Annotated in this window: 20 protein-coding genes, 1 tRNA gene and 1 pseudogene; 10 read left to right on the forward strand and 12 right to left on the reverse strand. The window is 66.5% G+C overall.

Annotation, left to right across the window (positions count from 1 at the left end; translation table 11 throughout):
* Positions 1 to 4: 4 nt before the first annotated feature.
* From odhB to lpdA, 5 genes and pseudogenes are all read left to right on the forward strand, one after another.
* Positions 5 to 1,237 (forward strand): annotated as a pseudogene (odhB, locus tag EZM81_RS06005) (2-oxoglutarate dehydrogenase complex dihydrolipoyllysine-residue succinyltransferase); the annotation flags it as partial.
* Positions 1,238 to 1,352: 115 nt separating this feature from the next.
* Entirely contained in the window at positions 1,353 to 2,126 is a 774-nt protein-coding gene (locus tag EZM81_RS06010) for a hypothetical protein (RefSeq protein WP_169052318.1), read from the forward strand.
* Positions 2,123 to 2,353: a hypothetical protein gene (locus tag EZM81_RS06015; protein ID WP_136645132.1), complete on the forward strand. Its 231-nt coding sequence runs from the start codon at positions 2,123 to 2,125 to the stop codon at positions 2,351 to 2,353. Before EZM81_RS06010 ends, EZM81_RS06015 begins: the two co-directional genes overlap by 4 nt.
* Positions 2,350 to 2,745, forward strand: a complete 396-nt coding sequence (locus EZM81_RS06020) for an MAPEG family protein (RefSeq protein WP_136645133.1) — start codon at positions 2,350 to 2,352, stop codon at positions 2,743 to 2,745. Before EZM81_RS06015 ends, EZM81_RS06020 begins: the two co-directional genes overlap by 4 nt.
* Before the next feature lie 84 nt (positions 2,746 to 2,829).
* On the forward strand, positions 2,830 to 4,218 hold the full coding sequence (gene lpdA, locus EZM81_RS06025; protein WP_136645134.1) for a dihydrolipoyl dehydrogenase: 1,389 nt from the start codon (positions 2,830 to 2,832) through the stop codon (positions 4,216 to 4,218).
* Between the two features lie 9 nt (positions 4,219 to 4,227).
* Here the strand turns inward: lpdA and EZM81_RS06030 are convergent, their stop codons facing one another.
* The 4 genes from EZM81_RS06030 to EZM81_RS06045 form a co-directional block, all read right to left on the reverse strand.
* Entirely contained in the window at positions 4,228 to 4,971 is a 744-nt protein-coding gene (locus EZM81_RS06030; protein WP_136645135.1) for a class I SAM-dependent methyltransferase, read from the reverse strand.
* Positions 4,972 to 5,100: 129 nt separating this feature from the next.
* Positions 5,101 to 6,012: a pirin family protein gene (locus EZM81_RS06035; RefSeq protein ID WP_135449201.1), complete on the reverse strand. Its 912-nt coding sequence runs from the start codon at positions 6,010 to 6,012 to the stop codon at positions 5,101 to 5,103.
* Between the two features lie 144 nt (positions 6,013 to 6,156).
* Positions 6,157 to 6,801 carry a GntR family transcriptional regulator gene (locus EZM81_RS06040; protein ID WP_135449202.1) on the reverse strand — a complete coding sequence of 215 codons (645 nt, stop codon included), beginning with the start codon at positions 6,799 to 6,801 and terminating at the stop codon, positions 6,157 to 6,159.
* 32 nt (positions 6,802 to 6,833) lie between these two features.
* Positions 6,834 to 7,526, reverse strand: coding sequence for a M48 family metallopeptidase (locus tag EZM81_RS06045; protein ID WP_135449203.1), 693 nt, complete (start codon positions 7,524 to 7,526; stop codon positions 6,834 to 6,836).
* A gap of 122 nt (positions 7,527 to 7,648) precedes the next feature.
* Here EZM81_RS06045 and EZM81_RS06050 point away from each other — a divergent pair, with 122 nt between their 5' ends.
* The 4 genes from EZM81_RS06050 to EZM81_RS06065 all read left to right on the forward strand — a co-directional run bounded on the left by EZM81_RS06050 (position 7,649) and on the right by EZM81_RS06065 (position 10,609).
* Positions 7,649 to 7,984 carry a TIGR02300 family protein gene (locus EZM81_RS06050; RefSeq protein ID WP_135449204.1) on the forward strand — a complete coding sequence of 112 codons (336 nt, stop codon included), beginning with the start codon at positions 7,649 to 7,651 and terminating at the stop codon, positions 7,982 to 7,984.
* Between the two features lie 106 nt (positions 7,985 to 8,090).
* A tRNA-Ala gene (locus tag EZM81_RS06055) sits at positions 8,091 to 8,166 on the forward strand.
* Between the two features lie 261 nt (positions 8,167 to 8,427).
* Complete coding sequence (locus EZM81_RS06060) at positions 8,428 to 9,765, forward strand: DEAD/DEAH box helicase (RefSeq protein WP_136645136.1); 1,338 nt, start codon at positions 8,428 to 8,430, stop codon at positions 9,763 to 9,765.
* 265 nt (positions 9,766 to 10,030) lie between these two features.
* The gene (locus tag EZM81_RS06065) at positions 10,031 to 10,609 is read left to right on the forward strand and encodes a thymidine kinase (protein ID WP_135449206.1); all 579 of its coding nucleotides are present in this window, start codon (positions 10,031 to 10,033) and stop codon (positions 10,607 to 10,609) included.
* Here EZM81_RS06065 and EZM81_RS06070 read toward each other — a convergent pair.
* Positions 10,582 to 11,517 carry a DMT family transporter gene (locus EZM81_RS06070; RefSeq protein WP_135449207.1) on the reverse strand — a complete coding sequence of 312 codons (936 nt, stop codon included), beginning with the start codon at positions 11,515 to 11,517 and terminating at the stop codon, positions 10,582 to 10,584. The genes EZM81_RS06065 and EZM81_RS06070 overlap by 28 nt on opposite strands.
* Positions 11,518 to 11,698: 181 nt before the next feature.
* Between EZM81_RS06070 and EZM81_RS06075 the strand changes: the two genes are divergently transcribed.
* Positions 11,699 to 12,721, forward strand: a complete 1,023-nt coding sequence (locus tag EZM81_RS06075) for a hypothetical protein (RefSeq protein ID WP_136645137.1) — start codon at positions 11,699 to 11,701, stop codon at positions 12,719 to 12,721.
* On the opposite strand, the gene EZM81_RS18250 is transcribed toward EZM81_RS06075, so the two are convergent.
* The 7 genes from EZM81_RS18250 to EZM81_RS06105 form a co-directional block, all read right to left on the reverse strand.
* Complete coding sequence (locus tag EZM81_RS18250; RefSeq protein WP_167850954.1) at positions 12,722 to 12,886, reverse strand: hypothetical protein; 165 nt, start codon at positions 12,884 to 12,886, stop codon at positions 12,722 to 12,724.
* Positions 12,887 to 12,957: 71 nt separating this feature from the next.
* Positions 12,958 to 13,269, reverse strand: coding sequence for a hypothetical protein (locus EZM81_RS06080; RefSeq protein WP_135449209.1), 312 nt, complete (start codon positions 13,267 to 13,269; stop codon positions 12,958 to 12,960).
* Between the two features lies 1 nt (position 13,270).
* The gene (gene upp, locus EZM81_RS06085; protein ID WP_135449210.1) at positions 13,271 to 13,903 is read right to left on the reverse strand and encodes a uracil phosphoribosyltransferase; all 633 of its coding nucleotides are present in this window, start codon (positions 13,901 to 13,903) and stop codon (positions 13,271 to 13,273) included.
* Positions 13,904 to 14,881 carry an adenosine deaminase gene (locus EZM81_RS06090; RefSeq protein ID WP_248298142.1) on the reverse strand — a complete coding sequence of 326 codons (978 nt, stop codon included), beginning with the start codon at positions 14,879 to 14,881 and terminating at the stop codon, positions 13,904 to 13,906.
* A gap of 72 nt (positions 14,882 to 14,953) precedes the next feature.
* Complete coding sequence (locus tag EZM81_RS06095) at positions 14,954 to 16,150, reverse strand: phosphopentomutase (protein WP_136645139.1); 1,197 nt, start codon at positions 16,148 to 16,150, stop codon at positions 14,954 to 14,956.
* Positions 16,150 to 17,460, reverse strand: a complete 1,311-nt coding sequence (locus tag EZM81_RS06100; protein ID WP_135449213.1) for a thymidine phosphorylase — start codon at positions 17,458 to 17,460, stop codon at positions 16,150 to 16,152. Before EZM81_RS06100 ends, EZM81_RS06095 begins: the two co-directional genes overlap by 1 nt.
* Positions 17,457 to 17,870: a cytidine deaminase gene (locus EZM81_RS06105; protein ID WP_205909965.1), complete on the reverse strand. Its 414-nt coding sequence runs from the start codon at positions 17,868 to 17,870 to the stop codon at positions 17,457 to 17,459. Before EZM81_RS06105 ends, EZM81_RS06100 begins: the two co-directional genes overlap by 4 nt.
* Positions 17,871 to 17,977 lie beyond the last annotated feature (107 nt).

Raw genomic sequence — 17,977 nt, forward strand, 5'->3', positions numbered from 1 at the left:
GACCGGAGAAATTGAGATGACTGACGTTATGGTGCCCGCCCTCGGCGAATCCGTGTCCGAGGCCACCGTGTCCACCTGGTTCAAGAAGCCGGGCGATGCGGTGAAGCAGGACGAGATGCTCTGCGAGCTCGAGACCGACAAGGTCTCGGTCGAGGTGCCCTCGCCGGTCTCGGGCGTCCTGGCCGAGATCCTCGCGCCCGAGGGCACGACGGTAGCCGCCAACGCGCGGCTGGCGATCGTGACCGAAGGCGCCGCCGCAGCGCCGAAGGCCGAGGCCGCCCCTGCCCCCGCGCCTGCCGCCGTGACCACTGCGCCCGCCGCCGCGAAATCGGTCGAGGACGCACCCAGCGCGAAGAAGGCCATGGCCGAGGCCGGCCTGACCCCTGACCAGGTTCAGGGCACCGGCCGTGACGGCCGAATCATGAAGGAGGACGTGGCTCGCACCGTGGCCGGAGCCGCAGGAACCGCCGCGGCCGCCGCAGCTCCGGCCCCCGCGCCCGCCGCCCTGCCCCGCGCCCCCGTTCCGGCCGAGGACGCCGCGCGCGAGGAACGGGTCAGGATGACCCGCCTGCGCGCCACCATCGCGCGGCGGCTCAAGGACGCGCAGAATACTGCGGCGATGCTGACCACCTACAATGAGGTGGACATGTCCGCGATCATGGAACTTCGCAACACCTACAAGGAGGCCTTCGAGAAGAAGCACGGCGTGAAGATGGGCTTCATGTCCTTCTTCGTGAAGGCGTGCTGCCATGCCCTGAAGGAGATCCCCGAGGTCAACGCCGAAATTGACGGCCAGGACATCGTCTACAAGAACTACGTCCACATGGGCGTTGCGGTCGGCACGCCCTCGGGCCTCGTCGTCCCGGTGGTGCGCGATGCCGACCGGATGTCCTTTGCCGAAATCGAGAAGAAGATCGCCGAACTCGGCGCCCGCGCCCGCGACGGGAAGCTCAGCATGGCCGAGATGCAGGGCGGCTCCTTCACCATCTCGAACGGCGGGGTCTATGGCAGCCTGATGTCCTCCCCCATCCTCAACCCCCCGCAGTCCGGCATCCTTGGCATGCACAAGATCCAGGACCGCCCCGTGGTGGTGAACGGCCAGATCGTCATCCGCCCGATGATGTATCTGGCACTCAGCTACGACCACCGGATCGTGGACGGCAAGGGCGCGGTGACGTTCCTCGTCCGCGTGAAAGAGGCGCTGGAGGATCCGCGTCGGCTTCTGATGGATTTGTGATCGCAATCGCGGAAGCACATAACGCCGGGGCGCCAACATCCCGACAGATCTGCGGAAAGGCAATCCAATGGCCTTAAATCAAAAGCACGATGTCTGTCTCATGTCTCCGGTACCGTTGCTTGACGACTTCGCCGCAGACCTAGCGACCGTTCTGACAGAGCCCATTGGAACCGAGGTTGAATTGCATGTCGGGCTGCATCGCCCGGGCAAGCTGGCATCGTTCGCTCCTCGAACGCGTCGAGGGCTTTACGTCGGAATGCAGACCGAGCACATGCTGGACGTCACGGGGCGGCCGATGTGGAAAAGGCATCTTCTTGAGACGATCCAGCAGCAGGCAGCATCTTTTGACCTAGTGCTGGACCTGTCCGAAGGGAACCGTCCGATCTACGAAGATTTGCCTGCTGAAGTCCGGTCGCGCATTCATTTCGGCCCGCACATTTTCCCCGCATCGGCGCCACCCATCGCGATGGCGGCGGACGGTCCGACGCTGTTTTTCGGTGGAACCAACCGTCACCGGATGCGCAATCTGCAACGCTTACGCCAGGACGGTGTCAAGGTGCACGAGGTGCCCACCAATACCTTCGGCGCGGCACTTAGGGCGGAAATGACGAAAGCCTCCAGCGTCCTAAACCTACATTTTGCCGAAGGAATCTACACAGAAGCCCCACGCATTTTGAAGGCGATGCTGGCTGGGCTTCCAGTTCTGTCCGAGCAACCGGCCGCTCCTTTTGTGGCTGATCTTCATTACCTGTCAGTGCCGCAGGCCAACAAAGCTACTAAAGAACGACTTGCAGAAATTTTCGCCAATATGTGTTGCTTACTGAGCACCGAATTCTCGCTGCTTGGCTTTCTGCGCCGCGTGGCAATGGACCAGGTGGTGTCAAAATGATCCCACTGTGCTCCTGTCTGTCCGCCCTGCTCCTCGCCTCCATCGCCACCGCCCAGGTCATCCCCACCGGCACACCCGCCGCCGCGCCGGAAACCCTCGCCCTGCCGCCCGACACCCCCTATTCCGAGGTGGCCCGCTACTGTCAGGCCCAGACCCAGTGGTTCATGCGCTGGAACCGGCGCGACTTCATCCAGCTTGCCACAGCCCTGCCCGAGGCCTTCGAATGACCCCCGAGCTCACCGCACTCGCCCTGGCCGGCCTCCTGCAAACGGTCCAGTTCCTCCTCTTCGCCATCCCCGCGAACCTGGAACTTGGCACCGGCTACACCTCGGGTCCCCGTGACACCCCGCCGCCCCGACCGCTCTCAACCCTCACCGGCCGACTGCAACGCGCAATGATGAACCATTTCGAGGGGTTGATCCTCTTCACCCTCGCGGTCGTCGTGGTCACCTTGGGCAACCAGTCCACCCCGGTCACACAATACGCCGCATGGACCTATCTCGCGGCCCGGGTGCTCTACATCCCGGCCTATGCTGCAGGCCTGCGCCCTTGGCGTTCGGTCATCTGGGCGATAGGCTTTCTGGCAACCCTGACGATGATCGCTGCAGCCCTCATCTGACTTCTTCTTCCGTTCGCAAATATCCCACGGGGGTCCGGGGGTGTGAAACCCCCGGTTCCCCAACCAGACCAGAGGATCCGACCCATGGCAGATTTCGACACCATCTTCATCGGCGCCGGCCCCGGCGGTTATGTCGGCGCGATACGCGCCGCACAGCTTGGCCAGAAGGTCGCCTGCGTCGAGGGGCGCGAGACGCTGGGCGGGACCTGCCTGAACGTGGGCTGCATCCCCTCGAAGGCACTGCTGCATGCCACGCACCTGCTGCACGAGACGCACGAGAACTTTGAAAAGATGGGCCTCATGGGCGCCGCCCCCAAGGTCGACTGGGTGAAGATGCAGGCCTACAAGGCCGATGTCGTTGCCGGCAACACGAAGGGCATCGAATTCCTGTTCAAGAAGAACAAGGTCACCTGGCTGAAGGGCTGGGCCACGATCCCCGCCCCCGGTCAGGTCAAGGTCGGGGACGAGATCCACACTGCGCGAAACATCGTCATCGCCACCGGTTCGGAACCCTCCACCCTGCCTGGCGTCGAGATCGACGAGCAGACCGTTGTCACCTCGACGGGCGCGCTGACCCTTGCCCAGCCCCCGAAATCGATGGTGGTGATCGGCGCGGGCGTGATCGGGCTGGAGATGGGCTCGGTCTATGCCCGGCTTGGAACGGAAGTGACGGTGGTCGAATATCTCGATGCCATCACCCCCGGCATGGATGCCGAGGTCGCCAAGACCTTCCAGCGCATCCTTGCGAAGCAGGGCCTGAAATTCATCCTGGGCGCGGCGGTGCAATCGGTAACCAAGAGCAAGAAGGGTGCCACTGTCAGCTACAAGCTGAAGAAGAATGACAGCGAGGCCACGCTGGAGGCCGAGATCGTCCTCGTCGCCACCGGCCGCAAACCCTATACGGCAGGTCTCGGCCTGGAGGCGCTGGGCGTCGAGATGGGCCCGCGCGGCACCATCAAGACCGACGCGCATTTCCAGACCAGCATTCCCGGTCTCTACGCCATTGGCGATACCATCGCCGGTCCGATGCTGGCCCACAAGGCGGAAGACGAGGGCATGGCCGTCGCCGAGATCCTGGCCGGGAAGCATGGCCACGTGAACTACGGCGTCATTCCGGGCGTGATCTACACCACGCCCGAGGTGGCGAATGTAGGCAAGACCGAGGAACAGCTGAAAGAGGAAGGCCGGGCCTACAAGGTGGGCAAGTTCCCCTTCATGGGCAACGCCCGCGCAAAGGCGGTGTTCCAGGCGGAGGGTTTCGTGAAAATCCTTGCCGACGCCACGACCGACCGCATCCTGGGCGCCCACATCATCGGCCCGGCCGCGGGCGACCTGATCCACGAGATCTGCGTCGCGATGGAATTCGGCGCCTCGGCGCAGGATCTGGCGCTGACCTGCCACGCGCATCCGACCTGGTCCGAAGCCGTGCGCGAGGCCGCGCTCGCCTGCGGCGACGGCGCGATCCACGCCTGACCCCGGCCTTCAGGTGCCGAGCGGTCTCGGCACCTCTTCATCCGACGGGTCGATGGCGATCGGCCGGAACATTGGAAACCCCTCGGCGACTTCCCGTACCGAGGGGGCAAAGTCGAACAGCCCGAAGAAGCGCGTGACACCAAAGCTTTCGATGGTCTGGTCCAGGTATTCGGCGACGATCCTGTCGTAATTGTCACGCAGCACCGTGTTGCCCGGCGACAGGTTCGTGACGCAAAGCATACCCGTCGGGCGCAGGTCCAGCATCGTCATCTTCAGGTCTGGGCGCCATTTCCGAAGGATAGGCACCAGCTTCCAGACATCCCCCGTCCATGCGCCGCGGACCGCAGCCAGATCGCGTGTTGTCCTCTCGCTGTCGATCGGCACGCAGTCGTGCATCAGGATGACGCCTTCCGGATCGCTGGCCGTTTCGGTGCCGATGAAGTCGCGCAGCAGATATTCGAACAGGTGCATCCCGTCCAGAAAACTCACGCCCGGCCGGATGCGGTTGGCTTGCAGGAAACCCGAGGCGAAGAAGTCGTCGCTGGTCGTCTGGAACAGATGCAGCGCCGGCTTCTGGCGGATCACGTCGATCCGCACCCGGAAACGGGGGTCCACGGCAATCGCCTTGCCGCGCACGGGGGCGAGGGACGCTCCGGTGCGACAGCCGATTTCCAGATACCAGTCGAACAGGATGCAGCGATGCAGTTCCGACAGGAAGTCGAGATAGTGATAGCCCCTGGGCCTGCGAAACATGGCGATCCCCCTGCCTGCGTCTGGCCACGGCGTCCGCGGCTGCCGACCGCGACCGGGCCGTCCGCCCCACCGCGGTGGTAGAAGCGGCAGGCGCCTGCCGCAAGCCTTGGCCGAGGGATCGGCCCCGCCTCAGTGCGCCGGTCGGATGAAGGTGCCGTTGCGCAGTTCCGCAAAGGCCTGGCGCAGTTCGGCCTCGGTATTCATCACGATCGGCCCGGCCCATGCCACCGGCTCTTCGATCGGCGCGCCCGAGATCAGCAGGAAGCGAACGCCCTCTGGCCCGGCCGTTACCGTCACCTCGTCGCCCGCACCGAAGCGGACCAGCGTCCGGTTGCCGGACAGGTCGCGGATGTTGACCTCCTGCCCGGCAACTTCCTTCTCCAGAAGTACGCCCTCGGGCCGCGCGGCATCGCGGAAGCTGGCCGATCCCTCGAACACATAGGCAAAGGCCCGGCGGCGGGTATCGACCCTGAACACCTTCCGCCTGCCCGCAGGTACGACGATGTCCAGATATTGCGGTTCGGCCGCGATGCCATCGACCGGGCTTTTCACGCCGCGGTAGTCGCCGATGACCACGCGAATGCTGGTGCCGTCATCCTCATGCCGTTCCGGCAGTTCCACCCCCGGAATGTCCTGATAGCGCGGGTCGGTCATCTTCAGATGCCGTGGCAGGTTGCCCCACAGCTGAAACCCGTGCATCCGGCCCTGCGCATCGCCTTTCGGCATCTCCTGATGCAGGATGCCGCGCCCGGCGGTCATCAGCTGGAGGCTACCCGGCCCCAGGATGCCCCGGTTGCCGAGCGAATCGCCGTGCTCCACCGTGCCGGCAAGGACATAGGTGATCGTCTCGATTCCCCGGTGCGGATGCCAGGGGAAGCCGGCCATGTAGTCGCGCGGATGATCGCCGCGAAAGTCATCGAACAGCAGGAACGGGTCGGCCTCTGTCGGATCCTGGAACCCGAAGGCACGGTGCAGATGAACGCCCGCCCCCTCGATATGCGGCAGGGCGCGGCGGGTCTCGATGACGGGACGGATGGACATGGGATGCCTCGTGGAATTGCGGTTGTCCTGAAGATGGGGCCTGCGGGTCCGCGCGCCAAGGCGAAAATGCGGGGGGTCATTGTGCGAAAAAGCACAAATCGACTGGCGCATGTTGCGACGCAGGCCGAATAGCAGGCGCGGCAGTCACCCTGTCAGATGCCGCAGGCCCTGCGTCACGTCGGTCCGCACGGCCAGCCGCAGGCCGGGTTCGTCCCCCGCCTTCAGCGCGGCCAGGATCATCCGGTGATGCTGCGGCGGTTCGCGGCGCTTCACCTTTTCATACACCGCCCGCATCGTCGGACCCAGTTGCAGCCAGACCGTTTCGCACATCGCCAACATCGCCGGGGTCTGGGCGCGCAGGTAGAGCGTTCGGTGAAACTCCAGGTTGGTGCGCACATAGGCAACGGCTTCGCCCTTCACCGCGGCTTCGGCATTGGCCATGTTGATCGCAGCCAGCCGCTCGATCAGCGCGAAATGCGCGCGCGGCAGGGCGCGGGCGGCCATCTCGGGTTCCAGCAGCGCACGAATCGCCGCCAGCTCCTCGATCCTTTCGGGGGTCAGCTCCGGCGTCGAAATCCGGCCCGAGGAGGAAAGCGTCAGCGCCCCTTCCGCCACCAGCCGCCGCACCGCCTCGCGCGCAGGGGTCATCGACACGCCGAACTGCTTGCCAAGGCCCCGCAGCGTCAGCGACTGGCCGGGATCCAGTTCGCCATGCATCACCTGCTGGCGCAGCGTTCGATACAGCTTTTCATGCGCGGCGGCATTGGGATCGGGGGGGCGGGTGCTCATGGCCGGCAGGGAACACCCCGCGCGGTCGGGGGTCAATCCTGAAAGCGCAGCCGGTGCAGCGCCTGGCCCTGCGCATGCAGCCAGGCGCGCTGCGCCTTCCAGCCGGGACAGATGCGCTCAACCACCGCCCAGTAGGCCGGCGAATGATTCAGTTCGACCAGATGCGCGACCTCATGGGCTGCGACATAATCCAGCACCGGGGGCGGGGCCATGATCAACCTCCAGGAATACATCAGCCGCCCGTCCGGTGAGCACGAGCCCCACCGCGACCGGGTATCGCGCAGCACCAGCGTCGAGTAGCGCCGCCCCACCAGCCCGGCATAACGGGTAGAGGCCGTTGCCAGCCGGTCGCGCGCCAGCACCTTCAGCCAGGCCGCCACCCTTGGTGCCGCGTTGGCCGGATCCCCAGGCACCAGCAGGCTGTCGCCTTCCACCCGGATCGACCGGCCTGCGCCCTGCTCCACGAGCAGCTGTCGCCCCTCGACCGGAACCACAGACCCCAGGCCCACCGGCCGCACGGCCGATTCGGGCATCGACTCGAGGGTCTGGCGCAGCCAGCCCTCGTGCCCCTTCAGGAAAGCCAGCGCCTCGCCCTCGCGCGCGCGCAGCGGCATCGACAGCGTCACCTTCCCGTCAAGCCGCGACACCCGAAGCGAGAATCGCCGTGCCCGCGCGGATCGCTTCAGATGCACCTCGACGGGCGGAGAGCCGGGCAGGATCGCCATGAAAACCCCTTGAAACCTGCGTCCAGGATAGCCATTTGCCGCGCCTCACGAAAGCCTTTGACAGTCGCCTGCACCTGTGGCAAGCGGCGTCATTCTGCTACCCACCGCTCGAAGGGATGACCATGCCCAAGGAAGAATGGGGCACGAAACGCATCTGCCCGACCACCGGCAAGCGTTTCTACGACCTGAACCGCAACCCGATCGTCAGCCCCTACACCGGCGAGATCGTGGATATCGAATCGGTCCGCCGCAAGATGGCCGCCAGCGTCATCTCGCGCATCGCGCCCGACAAGGACGAGGATGTCCTGGTCGAGGATCTGGAGACCGATGACGACCTGCTGGAAGCCGCCGCAAGCGACGACACCGAGCTGGACGATGACCTGCTGGAAGACGACACCGACGACAATGTGTCGCTCGACGATCTGGCCGACGTGGCCGGTGACGAGGAAGAGGTCTGAGACGGAAGCCGTGACAAGGGGGGCGTGAATTTTCCCCCTTGCACCCCCCGGCGACCTGTCCTAGACACCCGGCATCACGCCGCAGGGCGTGATGCTTCTCTCCGGTGGGGTCATAGCTCAGATGGGAGAGCGCTTGAATGGCATTCAAGAGGTCGGGGGTTCGATTCCCCCTGGCTCCACCAAAGAGAACGTGAAAGCGGGGCGGTTTTGACCGCCCCTTTTTCATTGCCAGTCCGGCAATGTCCGGCCGCATCGGCATGACTTGGCTTGACATCGGCAGGCCAAGGGCCCATGTCCCCCAAGTCCGAAGTCCGTGCCGCGTGAGCACCGAAAGGCCCGGACGAAAGGTTCCCACCATCACGCAGGGGCGCCGCCGCGCGGCACGGTCACGGACATTCGTCCGGGGCGAGGGTCGCGGGCCCTTTGACGTATGGAAGACCCCCATGACCTCGTTCGCCGACCTCGGCCTGTCGCCGAAACTTCTGAAGGCGCTGGAAAAGACCAGTCTGAAACAGCCCACGCCAATCCAGGTGCAGGCCATTCCCCACATCATGAAAGGCGCCGACCTGATGGGCCTGGCCCAGACCGGCACCGGCAAGACCGCCGCCTTCGGCCTGCCGCTCTTGCACCGTCTGCTTGACATTGGCCATCCTCCGGGCCCGAAACATGTGCGCGCGCTGATCCTTGCGCCGACGCGGGAACTGACTACCCAGATCAGGGACAATCTGGAAACCTTCACCAAGGGCACCGCTGTCAAGGTGACGATGGTCGTCGGCGGGGCCTCGTTGTTCAAGCAGGCTCAGGCCCTGTCGCGGGGAACGGATGTCCTGGTGGCCACGCCCGGCCGGCTGATCGACCTGCTGGAACGCGGCGACGTCAGCCTGGAAAAATGCGGCTACCTCGTCCTCGACGAGGCCGACCACATGCTCGACATGGGCTTCATCCATTCCCTGCGGAAGATCGCAAGGCATATCCCGCTGAAGCGTCAGACGCTGCTTTTCAGCGCGACCATGCCCAGGGACATCGAGGAAATCGCCGACACCTACCTGCGCAACCCGGTGCGCGTGCAGGTGGCCCCCCCGGGCAAGCCGGTGGAGCGGATCGTGCAGGGCGTCCACTTCATCCCGAACGGCGACAAGGCCAGGCTCCTGGAGGACTACCTCAAGAAGCACCCGGGCGAACAGGCCCTGGTCTTCGGCCGCACCAAGCACGGGTCGGAAAAGCTTGCCAAGCTACTGGCGTCCTGGGGCTTCAGGGTAGGCTCGATCCACGGCAACAAGAGCCAGAACCAACGCGACCGCACCCTGACAGAATTCCGGACCGGCGAGCTTGATGTTCTGGTTGCAACCGACGTGGCCGCACGGGGCATCGACATCCCCACCGTTCGGCATGTCTACAACTACGACCTGCCGAACGTGCCGGAAAACTACGTCCACCGCATCGGCCGCACCGCGCGTGCGGGGGCCCAGGGGACGGCGGTCGCCTTCTGCGCCCCGGCTGAGATGGTGGAACTGCAAGCCATCGAGAAGCTGCTGAAGAAGCCGATCCCGGTTATCGGCGGCGCGCCTTGGGCAGCCGAAATCGTCGCTGCGGCACCAAGGCCAGGCCAGAACCGGGGGCAGCGCCCGCAGCGGTCCGGCGGGCCGAAGCCTGCGGCCAAGCCGCAGGGCCAGCGCCCCGGCGGCAAGCCTGTGGCGGGGGCCCGGCCGCAGGGCGGCCAGGCCAGCCCGCGGCGCGGTTCTGGCGGCAAGCCCGGCCAGCCGCATCGCAGGCAGGGCTGAACGCGGGCATGGACCGCCACTCGAAGAACTGCCTCTCGATCAGATCGCCGCGCATTGCCCTTGTCGCCATGCCGTCGATCACATGGCAAGGGCCGTCGTCGCCCAAGTGTCCCATCGGGCAAGCAGGGTCGGGTCAAGGATCGGGCGATGCCCCGGCGGCATCAGGGACCGAAGCCCCTGCCGCCTGACAGTCATGGCGGTGCCAGGTTTCCTGCCCCGGCCATGGCGCTTGCGGGCTGTCCACGGCTCGGCTAAGCGGCGGCGCATGGCCAAGCTCTACTTCCACTATTCCACGATGAATGCGGGCAAATCGACCGCGCTGCTGCAAGCCTCGCACAACTACCGCGAGGGGGGCATGGCAACCTATCTGATCACCGCGCGCCTTGACAATCGCGCCGGGCAAGGCCGCATCGCCAGCCGCATTGGCATTGGCGAGGACGCCGACACCTTTGCCCCCGGCGAAGACATGTTCGCCAAGCTTCAGGCCCGTTTCGCTGCCGGAAAGGTTGCCTGCGTCTTCATCGACGAGGCACAGTTCCTGTCCAAGGAACAGGTCTGGCAACTGGCCCGCGCGGTGGATGACCTGGGCGTGCCGGTCATGTGCTATGGCCTGCGCGTCGATTTCCAGGGCAACCTCTTCCCCGGCTCGGCCGCGCTGCTGGCCTGGGCCGACGAGATGCGCGAGGTGCGCACCATCTGCCGGTGCGGCAAGAAGGCCACCATGGTCATCCGCCGCGGCCCCGACGGACGCGCGCTGAAACAGGGCGAACAGGTGGTGATCGGCGGGAACGAGACCTACGTCAGCCTTTGCCGCCGTCACTGGCGCGAGGCGGTCGGCGACTGAGGCCCGGACGGGCGGGCGATCAGCACACCCGCCAGCACGATCAGCGCCATGCCGGCGGCAGCCAGCCAGGTCAGCCTTTCCCCCCACAGCAGGTAGCCCCAAGCCGCCGACGCAGGCAGGATCACGTATTCGAACACTGCCACCCGCGAAGCCTCGGCCATCTGGTAGGCCTTGACGAACATCCCCACGCCCAGCAGCGACCCCGCGGCCTGCACGAAGGTCCACCACAGAAAGGTGCCGCTTGGCCAGACCGCTCCCCTCTGGACAAAACCCGCCGCGCCTTCGGCAACCGGCACGGGGAACACCGCAAGCATCACCATGCCGATCAGCCCGAAGACCCCGAGAATGCCGAAGAACCCGGCAACCAGCACCTCGGCGCTTTCGCCCTCGCACCACTGCCGGGTGGCGATGTTGCCCATGGCATACAAGGCCCCGGAAATCACTGGCAGCAGCGCGGCCAGCGTCGCCCCCTGCACCGCCTCACGGCCCAGGACCAGCACCACACCGGCAAATCCGACGGCCACGGCCAGCACCTGAATGCGGCTGATGCGCAGCCCATAGACCAGACGCTGGATCAGCAGCACGAAGATCGGCGCGGTGAACAGCCCCGCCGCGACCTGCGCCACCGGCAGGAAGGCCAGCGCCCCGAAATAGATCAGCATCGCCGAACCGTGGATCAGCGACCGCGCCACCACCGCGCGCGGGTTCTTCGGACGCAGTCGAAGACCCAGGGGCATGGCCAGGATGGCAAGCAGTGCAAAGGCCATAGCCGTGCGCGTGGCGTGGAACTGCCACAGTCCTGCATCCTGCGCGATCACCCGGACGTAATTGTCGGTGTAGGCGATTATGGTGGCATAGATCAGGATCGCGCCGAAGGCGGCCAGGGTCCGGTTCGGGGTCTCACTCATGATCTTGCCTGCCTCTTGTCTGCCCGTTCTGCCCGACATGGCACCGGCCAGACCGCCTGAACGCGACCTTGCAGCGCCGCTTGCAGGCCTTGCGACTGCGGAAATCGCCATGTCCAAGGCGATTGTGGATGCCCGGCGCTGGCGATAAGGTGCCGGGGAACAGGCAGAGACCCAGAGGCCGATGACGGCGCTGAAGAAGTATCAGAGGCTCGAATGTTCGGGCCTGTGGCGCGAGACACCGCACGACCAGCGCCGCGAGGTGCTGGTGCGCTTCGGCGAGGCGACGCTCATCCTGTCCGACCCGAAAAGCGGCGAGGCGATCAGCCATTGGTCCCTTCCCGCCGTGATCCGCATCAACAGGGGCGAGGAACCGCCGGTCTTTGCGCCGGGCACGGAATCGGCCGAAAGCCTGGAACTGACCGAACCCTACATGATCGCCGCGCTGGATGCGGTCCGCGCCGCTGTCACTGCCGCCGTGCCCCGCCCGGGGCGACTGCGCGGATTGATCCTTGGCGGACTGGCGCTGTTGGTGGTCGGGCTGGGCCTGTTCTGGCTGCCCGGCGCGCTGATCGGCCACACGGCCTCGGTTCTGCCGCCGGCACAGCGGGCCCAGATCGGGCAGCGTGTGCTTGACGATCTGTCGCGCGTGACGGGGGCGCCCTGCGACAACCAGCTGGGACTTGAGGCCCTTGCCCGGCTGGCCGGCCGCGTCTTCGGACCGGTCGATACGCCGATCCTCTACGTCATGCCCGAAGGGGTGGATCAGCCGCTCCACTTGCCCGGCGATGTCATCATCCTGCCGCGCCGGCTTCTGGAACAGGCCAACGGGCCGGAAGCTGCGGCCGGCGCGGCGCTGGTGGAAGGCCTGCGCGCCCGTGCGACCGATCCGATGGTGCCGCTTCTGGAATATGCGGGCCTGCGCGCCACCTTCCAGCTTCTGACCACGGCGGACCTGCCCGATACCGCCATCAAGGGCTATGGCGAAGCCGCGCTGCGCGCCGCACCTGTCAGGCTGTCCGACGACGAGCTGATCCGCGCCTTCGAGGCTGCGCAGATCCCCGCCACCCCCTATGCACTGGCCGTCGATCCCGACGGCGCAATCACCGGCGGTCTCGCTGCGGGCGATCCCTACAAGGGCCTGGCCCCCGCGCCACTTATTCCCGACGAATCCTGGGTCGCGCTGCAAGGCATCTGCGGCGCCTGATCAGGGCCCCACAACCATCACATCCGAAAAGCCCAGGACCAGATACTTCTGACGGGCCCGCGCCGCCGGTTCCACCGTAGCGAATGGCCCGGCACAGACCGTGACCCGGCCCGCGTTGCCCGTAGCCTGGCCCTGCGTTGCCGGGCGGTTCAGCGATCGCAGCATGGCAATCATCTTGATGCAGCGGAAGCCACATCGAAGCGGCCCACCGTGAACGGATGACGATTCGTGCCGCCCTAAGGTCCTGCCGATGCGGCCGGCGCTGAAGGGGCAACACCGTCTTCTGCCACGGGTACCCGCCGACCCGAAGGCGGATTGTCGCACATGGGTGCACCCTGCCGCGTGACCCTGGGCACCCAGACCGGATTTCCGGGCGTTCCCGCCCGCAGGAACAGGCAGCCCCGGCTGTCAACATACTGCTGGCCGGCATAGTCGGGCGGCGGCAGTTCGGCCGGGCGGATCAGTTCGGCCGGCGCCGGACCGGCCGGCACGATGGCAAGGGCAGCGCCCGCCAGCGCAGCCGACAGGCAGACCGCCCCACGCCGCATGCTACTTGGTCCCGAACATGCGGTCCCCGGCATCGCCGAGCCCGGGCACGATATAGCCGTGGTCGTTCAGATGGCTGTCCACCGCCGCCGTCACTATGGGCACATCCGGGTGCGCCTCTTTCATCCGGGCGATGCCCTCGGGTGCCGCAAGCAGGCACAGGAAGCGGATCTGCTTCGCTCCGGCCTTCTTCAGCAGCGACACTGCCGCCGCGCTGGAATTACCCGTCGCCAGCATCGGGTCGACCACGATGGCGATCCGGTCCTCCATCTGTTCGGGCAGCTTGCAGTAATATTGCACGGGCTGCAGCGTCTCGGGGTCGCGGTAAAGGCCGATGAAGCCCACGCGCGCCGCCGGGATCAGCTCCAGGATCCCGTCCAGAAGCCCGTTGCCCGCCCGCAGGATGCTGACAAGGGCAAGCTTCTTGCCCTCGATCATCGGGGCGTCCATTTCTTCCAGCGGGGTCTCGATCCGCTTGGTCGTCATCGGCAGTTCGCGCGTGACCTCATAGGCCAGAAGCAGGCTGATCTCGCGCAGAAGCTTGCGGAAACTGGCGGTCGAGGTGTCCTTTTCCCGCATCAGGGTCAGCTTGTGCTGAACCAGCGGGTGCGACACGACGGTCAGGTGATCCAGCATTCAGGCCTCCAGCTTCTGCGCAACTCTGGTTCTGGTATCGGCGTCACAAAAGGCAGCGTCAAGCGACTGGCGCGCGATGCGACGGAATTGCCCTTCATCCCAGTCGAAGGCACGGTGCAATTCCTCGTATTCCCGCGCCATCGTCGTATGGAAGAACGGCGGATCGTCGGTCGATACCGTGACCTTCACCCCGCGCCGGTCCAGTTCGGCGATCGGGTGGGCCCGGAACGAGGGGTAAAGCCCCAGCGCCACGTTCGATCCCGGACAGACCTCCAGCACGATCCCCGTCTCGGCCAGTTCATCGACCAGCGCCAGATCCTCGATCGCCCGCACCCCGTGCCCGATCCGTTCCACCGCAAGATCGCGCACCGCGTCACGCACGCTGTCCGGCCCGCCCCATTCCCCGGCATGTGCCGTCAACCGCAGGCCCGCCTCGCGCGCACAGTCGAAGGCCCAGCGGAAATCCTTTGGCGCGCCCATCCTCTCGTCGCCCGCGATGCCGAAGCCCACCAGCCAGTGGTCCGCCGTCTCGGCCGCGCAAAGCGCCGTTTCACGCGCCTTCTCTGGCCCGAAATGTCGGATGCAGGTGACGATGCCGCGCAGGATGATTCCCTGCTTCCGCTCTGCCTCCTCGGCTGCCTCGCGGATCGCGTGCAGATATTCCCGCCAGGCCGCCAGATCGCGCCCCCCGCAGAAATCGGGGGACAGGAAGGTTTCTGAATAGACCACGCCCGAGGCTGCGGATTCCTCCAGCACTGCAAGCGTCAGGCGCCGGTAATCCTCGGGCGTCTGCAGGGCCGAGGTCGCCGCTTCGTAGACCTTCAGGAAATCCCGGAAGTCTCTGTAGCGGTAGTTTCCCCGCGCATCGAAGATGCCGGATATGTCCAGATGCTTCTCGGCCGCCAGACGCCGGATGAAGGCTGGCGGCGCCGCGCCTTCCAGATGCAGATGCAATTCCACTTTCGGCAATCCGCTCACGGGACACTCCATCCCTTCTTCCGTTCACAAATATCCCACGGGGGTCCGGGGGTGTGAAACCCCCGGGGCCGGTCACAGAAAACTCCGCCCGGGCCCTTCCGGGGCCACCTCCAGATGCGCCGCCACGCTCGCCCCGACATCCACGAACCCGCGCAGGCCCACCTCGCGCCGGCCCAGGCCCCAGCCCACCACGGGCACCCGCTCGCGCGTGTGCTCGGTTCCGGCCCAGGTCGGATCGTTGCCGTGATCGGCGGTGAAGATCGCCAGATCCCCCGCCCGCAGGTTGGACAGGAACCGCGGGATCTGGGCGTCGAACCACTCCAGCGCACGGGCATAGCCTGACACGTCGCGCGGATGGCCATACAGCGTGTCGAACTCGACGAAGTTCGCGAAGGTCAAGGAACCGGGCTCCGCCTCGGCACCCAGCCGCACCAGATGTTCGAAAAGGTCAGCGTCCGACTTGCCCTTGTGCAGTGTCCCGATGCCCCGCATCGAGAAGATGTCGCCGATCTTGCCAATGGCATGCGTCGCCCGCCCGGCCCCGACCACCCAGTCCAGAAGCGTCGGAGAGGGCGGCGCGATGGCGAAATCCTTGCGGTTCGCAGTGCGCCGGAAATCGCCGCAGGTGCCGGTGAAGGGCCGCGCGATCACCCGGCCGACCTTGCGGGCGTGCAGCATCGGCGCCAGGTCGGCACACAGCTTCAGCAGCCGCTCCAGCCCGAAGGCCTCTTCATGCGCGGCAATCTGGAACACGCTGTCGGCGCTGGTATAGCAGATCGGCCAGCCGGTCCGCAGATGCTCCTCGCAATGTTCGGCGATGATCGGCACGCCGGAAGCATGGCAGTTGCCGAGGATGCCCTCGGTCCCGGCCAGCCGGCAGACCTCGGCCACGATGTCATCGGGGAAGGCGGGCACGGTGTCGGGGAAATAGGTCCAGTCCCAGGGCACCGGCACGCCGGCCAGCTCCCAGTGCCCGGACGGCGTGTCCTTGCCCTTCGACACCTCCTCTGCCGCCCCCCACAGCCCCTCGGGCACGGCATCCAGCCCCGGCGTGGCCGCGCCCGAAGCCAGCCGGATCGCCGCCCCCAGACCCAGCCGGTCGAGGTTCGGCATCCGCAGCGGGCCAGACCGGCCGGTCTCGGCCCGGCCCTCGGCGCAGGCCGCCGCGATGTGGCCCAGCGTGTTCGCGCCCGCGTCGCCGAAGGCTGCCGCATCGGGCGCCCCGCCGCAGCCGACCGAATCCATCACCACAAGAAAGGCGCGGGCCATCAGGCGATCCTCTTCTGGATCAGGGCGGGCGCTTCTGGCGCCTCCGGCCCGATCCGGTAGGCCGCCTGCACCGCGGTCACCGCCGCCCGCGCCGCATCCTCGCTGGCGGCGTGCACCTTGGCCAGCGGCACGCCGGCCCCGGTTTCCTCGCCGATCCCGGCCAGGTCCGACAGCCCGACCGAGGGGTTCACCTTGTCCCCCTCCCGCAACCGACCGCCGCCCAGATGCACCACCGCATGGCCCAGCGCCTCCCCGTCGATCGCCACGACATAGCCAGCTACCGGTGCCGGCACATCCAACACCACGGGCGCCGAGGGCAGCCTTTCCGGCCAGCGTTCGATGAAATCCGCAGGCCCCCCCTGTGCCGCGACCATGCGCCCGAAGATCTCGGCAGCCCGGCCCGACTGCAAGGCCTCGGCGATCCGGCCCGCGCCATCGGTCGCATTTGTCGCCAACCCGGCAAGGGCCAGCGCCTGGCCGCCCAGACTGACCGTCAAAGCCCGAAGCGGGCTGTAGCCCGAAGTGCCGGTCAACGTCTTCATCACCTCGATCACCTCCAGCGCGTTGCCTGCCGCGGTGGCAAGGGGCTGCGACATGTCGGTGATCAGCGCACTGGTCATGCAGCCTGCACCGCGCGCCGTCGAAACCAGCGCACGCGCCAGCGCCTCGGCCCGTTCCGGCGTCTTCATGAAGGCACCGCTTCCGCATTTCACGTCCAGCACCAGGGCCTGCAGCCCCGCTGCCAGCTTCTTGGCCAGGATCGACGCAGTGATCAGATCGATCGACTCCACCGTGCCCGACACATCGCGGATCGCATAAAGCCGCCGGTCAGCCGGGGCCAGATCGGACGAAGCTGCCACGATCGCACATTTCACTGCGTCGATCTGCGCCCGCAACGCCTGTTCCGTCAGGGCGGTGCGGAAACCGGGTATCGCCTCCAGCTTGTCCAGCGTGCCCCCGGTATGGCCCAGGCCCCGGCCGGAGATCATCGGCACATAGGCCCCGCAGGCCGCCAGCGCCGGGGCGAGCAGAAGCGAGGTGCAATCGCCGATCCCGCCGGTAGAATGCTTGTCCACCACCGGGCCGGGCAGGTGCCAGGACAGAACCTTTCCGCTGTCGCGCATGCCCAGGGTCAGCGCGACCCGGCCTTGCTCTGACAGCCCCTTCAGAAGTACCGCCATAGCGAAGGCCCCGGCCTGGGCATCCGTCACCTCGCCCGACGCAAGCCCCGCCGCGAACCAGCGCAGGTCGTCGGCCGAAGGCTCACCCCCGTCGCGGACCTTTGCGATGATCGAACGCGCGTCTGTCACGTCCGCTCCATGTGCGCGGCGGTAAACAGGCCGGGCAGAAGTTCGGCCACGGTCATCACTTTCTGCTTTCCATCGGTCGTGCACATTGTAACCCTCACTTCGGGGGCCGCGAATTCGGCAATCTTCTGCCGGCAGCCGCCGCAGGGGGGCACCGGGTCGGGGCTGTCGGCGATGACCAGAATCTCGGCGATCCGGTTATCCCCCGCCGCGACCATCGCGGCGATGGCGCCAGCCTCGGCACAGGTGCCTTCGGGATAGGCTACGTTCTCGACATTGCAGCCGACATGCACCGCGCCGCTTGTCGCGCGCAGCGCCGCCCCCACCTTGAAGCGCGAATAGGGCGCATAGGCCCTTTCCCGCACCGCCGTTGCGGCCTCAAGCAGCGTCATCGCCATCCCCTGTTTGACCATTTGGTCAGAGTGTGAGCCGAAGGCGCGCTTTCCGCAAGCGGGGTGTGCTTCGCATACGTCTCTGGCGTCTCGTCGCGGGTCGGCGATGGGAAGCCGAAGGCGCACGC

The organism is Tabrizicola sp. YIM 78059 (assembly GCF_004959785.1).
In the GTDB taxonomy this organism is placed as follows: domain Bacteria; phylum Pseudomonadota; class Alphaproteobacteria; order Rhodobacterales; family Rhodobacteraceae; genus Tabrizicola; species Tabrizicola caldifontis.